This is a genomic window from Paenibacillus mesophilus (genome assembly GCF_005938385.1).
Lineage (GTDB): Bacteria > Bacillota > Bacilli > Paenibacillales > NBRC-103111 > Paenibacillus_AB > Paenibacillus_AB mesophilus.
In genome coordinates this window covers 179160-188195 of record NZ_VCRA01000004.1, presented here as the reverse complement: position 1 = coordinate 188195, position 9036 = coordinate 179160, and the positions used below count along the sequence as shown (strand labels likewise).

The following is a 9036-nucleotide window of genomic DNA, read 5'->3' as shown; positions in this document are numbered from 1 at the left end:
GGTGGAAGCAGCCGGAGCCGGGGTGGAAGCAGCCGGAGCCGGGGTGGAAGCAGCCGGAGCCGGGGTGGAAGCAGCCGGAGCCGGGGTGGAAGCAGCCGGAGCCGGGGTGGAAGCAGCCGGAGCCGGGGTGGAAGCAGCCGGAGCCGGAGTGGAAGCAGCCGGAGCTGGGGTGGAAGCAGCCGGAGCCGGGGTGGAAGCAGCCGGAGCCGGAGTGGAAGCAGCCGGAGCTGGGGTCGAAGTCGCCGGAGCCGGAGTGGAAGCAGCCGGAGCCGGAGTCGAAGTCGCCGGGGACTTAGGCGGCTCGGTTTTGGCCGGCTGGCTCGATTGGGCTTGCCCGCTTGCTGGACTGGCCGTAGAGGCTTCCTTCTGTCCGCAAGCTGCTGCGAGCAACAGGATGCCAAGCGCTACGGGCAACAACATCATCTTTCTCATCATTTAACCTCCCGTTTTTTCGTTTGATGTCCGTTTTGTGGGATTCGTCTACACAGGTAACGGAATCAACCTTATAACGGTTTTATCCGCGCATCATAATTAATGGAAGGGGGAGAGAATTCAATGGCAAGATGCCGTTACGACGTGATCGTTATTGGAGCGGGCGCAATGGGGATGGCGGCCGGCTTTCATGCGGCGGATAGCGGCGTCGGAACGCTGCTGATCGATGCATTCGATCCTCCGCACGAGCGGGGCAGTCATCATGGCGATACGCGGATTATACGTCACGCTTACGCGATGCACGAAGCGTATGTTCCGCTCGCACTCCGGGCGCAAACGCTGTGGGAGGAGCTCGAACGGGAAACGGGAATGGAGCTGAACCGCAAAATCGGGCTGCTCCGCGTATGCGAACGAGGCGCTCCTTCCTTGCAATTGCAGCAAATGGTTGCTGACGCGTACGGGATTCCGCTAGAGCGTCTGAGTGCCGAGGAAATGCATTACCGGTGGCCCGGCATGAGGTTCGTCGGGAACGAAGAAGGCTGCTACGAGCCGCAGGGCGGTCTCTTGTACAGCGAGGCATGCATCTCCGCCTATCGCAAGCTGGCGCTGTCGCGCGGTGCGGTGCTGCGGACGAACGAGCCCGTGCTGGACGTATCTGCAGGGGCCGGACCTGTTGTCGTCACGACCGCACAAGGAAGCTACGAAGCCGATCGGTTGATCGTATGCGCCGGAGTGTGGTCCGCCCGGCTGCTTGACGAGCTTGGGCTGCCGATCCGGTCTATACGCAAGCCGATCGCCTGGTTTCGGACGGATAGCCCGATGTACGATGCCGGTACATTTCCGGCCTTCACTTACAATTTGCCGATGGGCGAATTTTACGGAATTCCCGGAGATGCCCGCTCCGGCTTGAAGGTCGGGCGTCACGACCGAGGCCGTCCGGCGGATCCCGACACCGTCGATCGCCGTTTCGGAACTTACCCCGAAGATGAAGCGGAGCTTCGCGCATTTTTGCGCGATTACATGCCCGGCGCGAACGGGACGCTTGTTCGCGGCTCGGTATGCATGTATGCAATGACCGAGGACGAGCATTTCGTCATAGACCGGCATCCCGAGCGGGAGCGGATATGGCTGGCGTGCGGATTTTCCGGACACGGCTTCAAGTTTGCGAGCGCCGTCGGCCGGATGATGGCGGATTTGGCCATCAAGGGCGATACGGCTCTCGACCGGTCGCCTTTTTCACTGGAGCGGTTTGCGAAACCATAACGCGCCAAGGGGCCGCCCCGCAAAGTCCATGTGACTTCTTCAGAGCAGCCCCTCGCCATGTACGACGTTAAATCCGAGCCAAATCCCCAATCTCCACGACACGGCTTTCCAGCCGGCTCCGGTCAGCGGAGAACCCGATCTGGTGGCCGTAAATCGATTTGTCTAGCGACGTGGAGGACAAGGACGGGGTCTCTCCGCGCAGCGTGCGGATAAAGTCCGCGACCAGCCGCAAATCGCCCCCGCCGTGCATGTCGCTGGATACGTTCAGTTCGACAATATCTTCCTTGTACGTATGTCCGGACAGTACGTCCGGATACCGGACCTTGAAGCTGCCTTCCTCCATCGTGCCGCTGATCTCGCCTTTCGTGCCGGTGATATGGATCGTCCGGCCTCCTTTGGCCGTAGCCCCCGTCAAGTTGTGCGACGCCGTGCTGCCGTCCTCGAATTCGATAATAACCGTCTGATGGTCCACGACATCGTTGTCGCACCGCCACACGCAGCGTCCGTACGGGTTGCTCGTGCGCAGCGACTCCAGCTTCTGTTCTTCCGTCGGCACCTCGCCCAAATGCATATTGTCCCAGGCGTAAGGCCCCCACAGCTTCCGTTCGATGTACATCTTTTTTGCCGAGTATTCGCATTCGCCTTCGATCCGGCAATCGGCGACGCAGCGCGTACCCGAGCCTTCAGGCGCTTTGTCGGCGCGGAAATGGAACAGGCTGCCGAAGCTGCTTACTTTGGTCGGCCGAGCGTCCCCCTTCATCCACGTGATCAGGTCGAGATCGTGACAGCATTTCTGCATGAGCATCGACGAGCCGCCGTCGCGCAGGTTGCTCCATTTGCCCCTAATAAATGCGGTAGCCATATGGTGGTAGCTGACGTTTTCCTCCGTTTGGATCGCGACGACATCCCCGATATCGCCGCTGTCGATCCGCTTGCGGATCTCCGCATAGAAAGGCGCATACCGCAGCACGTGGCATATAAGGACGATCCGGTCGTAAGCTTTGGCGGTCCGGTATAGCTCCAGCACTTCTTCCTCGCTGACGCCGATCGGCTTTTCCAGCAGCACGTCATAGCCCGCCTTCAAAAGCGGTACCGTAGTCGCGACATGGAACGTATCCATCGTTCCATTAATGGCCGCGTCCGCCCGCTTGGGGGCGGCGACCAATTCCTCCACCGAAGAAAACTGCATGTCCGCGGCCAGACCGAAGCGGCTCGCGGTCAGCTCCCGGCGTACCGGATCGGGTTCTACCACGCCGACAATTTGCAGCTCCTCGGGGTGAGACTTCGCATAGGAAGCATATAGCAGACTTCGGTGACCTGCGCCGACGATAACGGCTTGGACAGGCCGCGAAGAAGGGAGAAACGTTCTGGAAGATTGCGATTGAAGTTGCATGACTTATACAGCGTCCTTTCCCGATTATGATATAATATTGTTGCAATTGTTGATTGCATAATTTAAAAGTACTCTGCCGCATGCAAGGATTCAACAGTAATTAATTGAGATTGGAGTAGTAAAATATTATGCGTACTTCCTATGGGTTTCACCTTAGCGAAAGCATCCCCGAGCGGCTGTACGTCATGGAATCGATCGGCTGGGGCGAAGCGGTCGACGGTTCATACGGGCAGGACGGCATGAATCGGCCCGGCAGCGGTCATTTGTTTCAGTACACGCTTTCCGGGGAAGGGGCGATTACGGTAGGGGGAGTGACCTACAAAGTACCGAAAAACCACGGGTTTTTCGTCACCATCCCGAGCGAGCACCGCTATTTTTACCCGCCGGAAGGGCGCAAGCCGTGGGAGTTTATATGGATTCGGGCCTTGGGCGGAGCTTTGCCCGACTATTGGCAGCATTTTATCCGCTCCTTCGGCCACGTCGCCTCGTTCCGGGACGATTCCGAGCCGATCCGTCTCATGTGGAGCATGTACCAAGATGCCGCGGAGCAAGGGTTTCGCGACAAATACCGGATGTCGCTGCGTTTGTTCGAATGGCTGCTGGCATTCGAGCGCATCGCCGAAGGGCATAACCAAGGCTCCCGTCCGATGCCCGATTCGCTGCAGCTGGCGAAGCGATTTATGGAACGCAATGTCGGAAGCCCGATCAGCTTGGACGATATTGCCGAAGCGGCCGGTATATCGAAGCACCATTTCTGCAAAGTGTTCAAAATGTACACGGGCGTCACGCCGATCCATTATCTCCGCAAAATCCGCGTCGAGGAGGCGGCCGGACTACTGCGGAATACGGGGCAGCCTGTAGAAGCCGTCTCCCGGCAGACGGGATTCGACAACGTCAGCTATTTCGGCAAAGTATTCCGCCAATATATCGGCGTATCGCCGACCGATTACCGGAAAGGGTTGACGAATACGCACGATAACCGGCGTCTGCAAATCGTCGATTGACAATATTCCGAATGTTCTGATAATATCAGGGTATCAAGCTCGCTGCGTAACTGGCGTAACATGGGCAACCATGGGGGAGCGCAGCGTCATATCGCCGTACGCCTGGGCAAAGTGTTTGGCCGATTTCGGCCGGACGCTTTTTTTGCTGCATAGGAAATTATGCGAAGCTAATTTCTGTGGATAACGGGGGCTCCCCCAGAAGTAATCGGAATCGGCTTCGGAGGCCAGCTTCACTTCTGGGGGATTTGTTCCGTTGTATCCCAGTGGAAACGGAGTGAAGAATGATGGAATGCAAGTTTTCCGACAAGAGCGTGTTAACGGTAACGCTTGCGACATCCGAGGATGCGGCACAATTAGTCATGCTGCTGAGGGAAGCGGCGGAATGGATTCGTTCCAAAGGCATCAACCAGTGGCGGGTTTCGCAATTCGGGCTTGAGCAAACCGCGGATAAGATCGACCGTCGTTTGGTATACAAAGCGGTCTGTGGCGGAACAATCGTCGGAGCGTTCGAGCTTCACGAGACGGACCCGGCACTATGGGGAGTTCGGCCGGCCGACGCGCTGTATTTGCACCGGTTCGTGGTGAAGCGGGAAGCCGCGGGGAACGGCGTCGGCCTTCTACTGTTGCGATGGGCGGAGGCCGAAACGGCGTCGAGGGGAAAACGCTGGCTCAGGCTCGATTGCATGGCAGCCAACGAGCGACTTAATGCATACTACCGCGAAGCGGGCTATCGTTATGCGGGTCGAAAGGACGGAGACGGCTGGGCGGCCTCACTGTACGAAAAAGAAGCGGGAGGCGATTTGCCATGAAAGTGGCGTTTATCCTGTTCGACAACATGACGGTGTTGGATTTCGTAGGTATTTATGATGCCTTTATGCGGCTGTGCATTTTGAAGCTGACGGATACGTTTCGTTGGAGCTGTAGGAGGAGGTTACGGATGAGCTGGAGTAAATTTGGTTACCATCAACAGCTACCGGCATGACGCAAAACCGCCCATCCGTTCCGATTCCGTTTTGTTTTCCGGTTATGGGGGTTGTGCTACGGAATAGCTAGTTCCGTCTTCGCGCAAACATCACCCGCCGGTCCACCGTTTGCCTTGCCACGTATTGCGGGAAACGAGCTCCGCATCGATTGCGTTCAGCACTTCCCACTTCTTCAGACTCCACATCGGACCGATCAGCAGATCGCGCGGAGCGTCGCCGGTTACGCGGTGTACGATCATTTCGGGCGGCAGCAGCTCCAGTGTGTCGACTACAAGCTTTACATACTCGTCTTTCTCCAGGAAACGGACAAGTCCGGCTTCGTACTGCTTCACCATCGGCGTCTTGCGCATCAGATGAAGCAAATGAACCTTGATGCCCTGCACGTCCATCGCCGCTACCGCTCTCGCCGTATCCAGCATCATCTCGTGCGTCTCGCCCGGCAGTCCGTAAATGATATGGGCGCACACGCGGATATTTCGCCGCCGCAGCTTCTCTACGGCTTCCAGATAACATTGCGTATCGTGGGCCCGGTTGATCAGCTCGGACGTTTTCTCATGGACCGTCTGCAGGCCCATCTCGACCCATAAATAGGTACGCTCGCTCAGCTCCGCCAAATAGTCGACGACGTCGTCCGGCAGGCAGTCGGGCCGGGTTGCGATCGACAGACCGACCACCCCGGGCTGCTGCAATATAACCTCGTAGTATTCGCGCAGCTCCTCAACGGGCGCATACGTGTTCGTATATGCCTGGAAGTAGCCGATATATTTCGCCTCCGGCCATTTCTGGTGCTGCAGGTCGCGAATTTTGTTGAACTGGGTGACGAGATCGTCGCGCCGGCTTCCGGCAAAGTCGCCCGAGCCTCTCGCGCTGCAAAACGTGCAGCCGCCCGTAGCGATTTTGCCGTCCCGGTTCGGACACGTAAATCCGGCGTCCAGCATCACTTTAAATACTTTTGTGCCGAATTGCTCGCGCATTTCGTAATTCCACGTATGAAACCGCTTGTTGTCGCCCCATAGGCGGGGACCGACGGCGGAAGGGAGTGCGTTCATCATAGGGCTCCTTTATGGTCCTTATCTCATATTCCTTCTTCTATTGTACCAGAATGCGCAGGCGCAAGCGAAGCGAATGGATCGGCGGCTTGTTTGTAAGAGTTTGCGCCGATTGGTAATATTAAGGAAAACCGGAGGCCGGAGGGAATGGGAATGTACCAAAAAGTTGCACTTACGATTGCGCAGCTGGTGCTGCTTGCCGGGATGGGGCTGATGCTGCTGTTTATGATAGCGCCGTACAAGGCGGTCGGTTTATTTCTGAACCCGGTGAACAAAAAGGCGGCAGCGTCGTTTCTGAGCGATGTGGCAAGCGGCGGCTTCGAGCAGGCGGCCAAGTCGATCGGCCATTCCCGCAAGCAGGAGTGGATCGCCGGGATGGAGCAGCTGAAGCGGGACGGGTTTTACGCGGTCGGCTATGACAGCCTTGAAGTCCCCCATGATCCCGAACACGGCGACGGAAGGGCCAATATCGAATTTATCCAAGACGGGGAGCGGCAAACGTATTATGCGGTGATGACGTTCCGTCCCGGCACCGTGCAGCAGGCGTGCCTGTTTTTCGGGAAACCGTCAAGACATATCGAGACGTGGAACAAGCTGAACTGCCACTACTGACCGGCCCGGCAATGGACCGATTTTGTTGAAAGTTGACGATTTGCAAGCGCTCTTTTTAGCACATTTTGGAGCATAATATGTTGCGAAAAAGGCTTGTCAAAACGGCTTTTTTCCTTGCGAAACCTTACATGATGTGTTATATTAAAACCAAGGAAAACCTTTATCCACCGCACTTCTCGCAGTTGTGATCTAATTCTCGTCGACTCAGGGCATACTGGTAAAAAATAATCGATTGAGGTGAAGACCATGCATACATCGTTTGAAATTCCAAACGGCGAAGAAACGGTTATGGTAGAACTTACGGTTAAAGAAGCGATGGCGCTTAGCGGCGGAATCCGCTTCCGTCCGGAGAGCAAGGTTGCATTGAATGCGAAGAAAAAGGTGCAGAAGGTGCTTGAGAACAAAATGATGCCGCACGGCGATCATCGCCGCTCGCTGGACGTTTAAGACTGTTGTCGAAATGAGGCGAGAACGCCGCGTTCGCAACGCATCGATTCGATGCGGGACGAATGCCGCGTTCTTTTTTGCTGTACGGAAATTATGCTGGAATTGTTGCTTGGGCGGTCATCGCGCGAGGAGGATCGCTTTTCTTTTGAATGGAAATAGACTAAGATGTTATTTCGTATAAGCTAACCGAATTGTGGGGGATATTCGAATGCGTCTGAGGGGCAGGAAAGGCATACGCGAGACGATCGAACGCCAGAACGATCTCGTCGTCATGAATCCGGCGGAGTGGAGGGGCCGGTGGGCCGAATGGTTCGGCAACGACAAGCCGATTCATGTCGAGCTCGGCATGGGCAAAGGCAAATTCATCAGCGAAATGAGCTGTGTTCATCCGGATCGCAATTTTATCGGCGTAGACATGTACGACGAGCTGATCCGAAGGGCGAGCGAGAAAGCGAGAACCGCCGCCGGCCGGGAAGACGGAAGCGCGCCGGACAACCTCGCCTTGGCGCTCTTCAACATCGAGCATATCGAGGACGTATTCGACGAGGGCGAGCTGCGGCGCATTTACTTGAACTTCAGCGATCCGTGGCCGAAGAAGAAGCATGCCCGCCGGCGGCTGACGCATGCCGGGTTCGTCCAAAAATACGTCAGGCTGCTGGACAGCCTGGGGGAGATCCACTTCAAGACCGATTCCCGTTCGCTATTCGAGTTTTCGCTGAATTCGTTCGCCGATATGAACGTCCGGCTGCGCCGCATATCGCTCGATCTACACAAGGATGGGCCTGCACCGGACAACGTCATGACCGAATACGAGGGCAAATTTTTCGACCAGGGCATGCCGATTTACCGGCTGGAAGCTGTTATCGGCCAAGACGCCTTGGCGGAGCATCAAGCTTCGCTTGCCAAGGAAGAGCAATAAAACGGATGCGGATACAGCCGTTCTATCAGCCCCGCAGGAGTCGGATCCGTTCCGCTTCCGCGGGGCCGTTCGTCTTAGAGAAGCAGCAGGCGTACCGCTCCCAATGCCGTCAAAATCAAGATTATCGCCTGAAACCGGGCTTGCGGAATGCGCGGTACGATTTTGATGCCGACCCAAGTGCCTAACAAGACCGGAACCGCCATCCAGGCGCTGAACACGAAGGTTTCGGCCGTGATTAATCCGAGATACGCGTTAAAAGGAACTTTGATCAGGTTCACCGCCAGAAAAAACCAGGCGCCCGTTCCGATAAATTGCTGCTTCTGCAGCCCCTTCGACAGTAAATAAATCGTCATGATCGCACCTGCGACGTTGCCGACCATCGTCGTGAAGCCGGCCAAGATACCCATAGCCGCCTGGAAGTATACGGTCTGGGTAAACGGAAACCGGAGCTTCTGCTCCAGCCGGTCCTTGACCAGATGAAGCAGCAGCAGCGCCAATATAAGGATGCCTAACATGACCGACAGCTGCCCGTTCCCGATCCGGTCCATCACGACAAAACCGAGCACGATACCCGCCAATACCCATGGGATCAGCACCACCAGATGCTTCCATGCAACGGTCCTGCGATAGTAGGAGACGGCCACGATGTCGGCGGTGATGAGCATAGGCAGCAGCATACCTACGGATTGCTTCGCGGGGAAAATGGACGCCATCAGCGCCACGCCGAAAATGCCGGCCCCGGGAACCCCCGTTTTGGAGAAGCCGGTCATGACGGCGACCAGCAGGGCAAGAACGATTTGAGTCCAATTCAGATCCATGGCTCGACTCCCGAGTTGAATTGATCCGCGCTATTTCAACGCCAAGAATAACACAGCGGACAACGGTGCGGATACGAGAATTTTGCCGACAGATGCAAAAAAAGCACCCCGTTCCC

Annotated in this window: 11 protein-coding genes and 1 riboswitch; of the genes, 8 read left to right on the top strand and 3 right to left on the bottom strand. The window is 56.6% G+C overall.

What is annotated here, in order from left to right; translation table 11 throughout:
• A partial coding sequence (locus tag FE783_RS37435) for a hypothetical protein (protein WP_202916155.1) occupies positions 1 to 439 on the top strand: 439 nt, incomplete at its 5' end.
• Between the two features lie 116 nt (positions 440 to 555).
• Positions 556 to 1695, top strand: coding sequence for an N-methyl-L-tryptophan oxidase (solA, locus tag FE783_RS08440; RefSeq protein WP_138878917.1), 1140 nt, complete (start codon positions 556 to 558; stop codon positions 1693 to 1695).
• 67 nt (positions 1696 to 1762) lie between these two features.
• Here solA and FE783_RS08435 read toward each other — a convergent pair whose 3' ends face one another.
• Positions 1763 to 3088: a Gfo/Idh/MocA family protein gene (locus FE783_RS08435; protein ID WP_138878916.1), complete on the bottom strand. Its 1326-nt coding sequence runs from the start codon at positions 3086 to 3088 to the stop codon at positions 1763 to 1765.
• 128 nt (positions 3089 to 3216) lie between these two features.
• Between FE783_RS08435 and FE783_RS08430 the strand changes: the two genes are divergently transcribed.
• The 3 genes from FE783_RS08430 (at position 3217) to FE783_RS37430 (ending at position 5074) form a co-directional block, all read left to right on the top strand.
• The gene (locus tag FE783_RS08430; RefSeq protein WP_138878915.1) at positions 3217 to 4092 is read left to right on the top strand and encodes an AraC family transcriptional regulator; all 876 of its coding nucleotides are present in this window, start codon (positions 3217 to 3219) and stop codon (positions 4090 to 4092) included.
• Positions 4093 to 4128: 36 nt separating this feature from the next.
• Positions 4129 to 4207: riboswitch (ZMP/ZTP riboswitch) on the top strand.
• 166 nt (positions 4208 to 4373) lie between these two features.
• A complete protein-coding gene (locus FE783_RS08425) occupies positions 4374 to 4901 on the top strand; it encodes a GNAT family N-acetyltransferase (RefSeq protein WP_138878914.1) in 528 nt (175 codons plus the stop codon).
• On the top strand, positions 4898 to 5074 hold the full coding sequence (locus FE783_RS37430) for a hypothetical protein (protein ID WP_158301682.1): 177 nt from the start codon (positions 4898 to 4900) through the stop codon (positions 5072 to 5074). The genes FE783_RS08425 and FE783_RS37430 overlap by 4 nt, the downstream gene beginning before the upstream one ends.
• A 90-nt stretch (positions 5075 to 5164) precedes the next feature.
• Here FE783_RS37430 and mnmL read toward each other — a convergent pair whose 3' ends face one another.
• Positions 5165 to 6124, bottom strand: a complete 960-nt coding sequence (gene mnmL, locus FE783_RS08420; protein ID WP_138878913.1) for a tRNA modification radical SAM protein MnmL/YtqA — start codon at positions 6122 to 6124, stop codon at positions 5165 to 5167.
• Between the two features lie 153 nt (positions 6125 to 6277).
• Between mnmL and FE783_RS08415 the strand changes: the two genes are divergently transcribed.
• The 3 genes from FE783_RS08415 to trmB all read left to right on the top strand — a co-directional run bounded on the left by FE783_RS08415 (position 6278) and on the right by trmB (position 8102).
• On the top strand, positions 6278 to 6736 hold the full coding sequence (locus FE783_RS08415) for a hypothetical protein (RefSeq protein ID WP_138878912.1): 459 nt from the start codon (positions 6278 to 6280) through the stop codon (positions 6734 to 6736).
• 246 nt (positions 6737 to 6982) lie between these two features.
• On the top strand, positions 6983 to 7183 hold the full coding sequence (locus tag FE783_RS08410) for a hypothetical protein (RefSeq protein WP_138878911.1): 201 nt from the start codon (positions 6983 to 6985) through the stop codon (positions 7181 to 7183).
• Positions 7184 to 7391: 208 nt separating this feature from the next.
• Positions 7392 to 8102 carry a tRNA (guanosine(46)-N7)-methyltransferase TrmB gene (trmB, locus tag FE783_RS08405; RefSeq protein WP_138878910.1) on the top strand — a complete coding sequence of 237 codons (711 nt, stop codon included), beginning with the start codon at positions 7392 to 7394 and terminating at the stop codon, positions 8100 to 8102.
• A 74-nt stretch (positions 8103 to 8176) separates the two neighbouring features.
• Here the strand turns inward: trmB and FE783_RS08400 are convergent, their stop codons facing one another.
• A complete protein-coding gene (locus FE783_RS08400; RefSeq protein WP_138878909.1) occupies positions 8177 to 8920 on the bottom strand; it encodes a sulfite exporter TauE/SafE family protein in 744 nt (247 codons plus the stop codon).
• Between the last annotated feature and the right edge of the window lie 116 nt (positions 8921 to 9036).